General features: G+C 74.1%; 1 pseudogene. It reads right to left on the reverse strand.

Annotation, left to right across the window (positions count from 1 at the left end):
- A pseudogene (locus GM672_RS28695) lies at positions 1-406 on the reverse strand (hypothetical protein); the annotation flags it as partial.

Here is a 406-nt window from a genome sequence, read left to right on the forward strand (position 1 = left end):
ATCTCCCGTGGCGAGCAGGGCCATCACGCCACGGAACGTCGTGCCGTGCTGGCCCTGCTCGCCACGGGCGTCGCCGTCCGAAGCCAGGCCCGCATCCTGCGCCACGGCAGTGACCGGCGCGGCGGTGGCGGGGGTATTGCTCGCGCTGGCCGCCACGCCTTCCGGGCGGGCCATGCGGTAGGTATCCTGCGTCACGACATCGCCGCCCTTGACGGGGGCCGGTGCCGCGACGGGGCCTTGCGGCCGCACGTTGACGAGCATGCCCGCCGCCGTGATGGCATCGGCGGCGGCCTGGCGGGCCTGGTCCGACGTGGCTGCCAGCAGGGAGACATTGCGGACCTGGCCGGCGGCGCCGTCCAGCGTCACTGCAGCATTGGCCGACGCCGGCCAGGTCCGCAATGTCTCC

Origin of the sequence: Pseudoduganella buxea (assembly GCF_009720835.1) — a bacterium.
GTDB lineage: Bacteria > Pseudomonadota > Gammaproteobacteria > Burkholderiales > Burkholderiaceae_D > Rugamonas > Rugamonas buxea.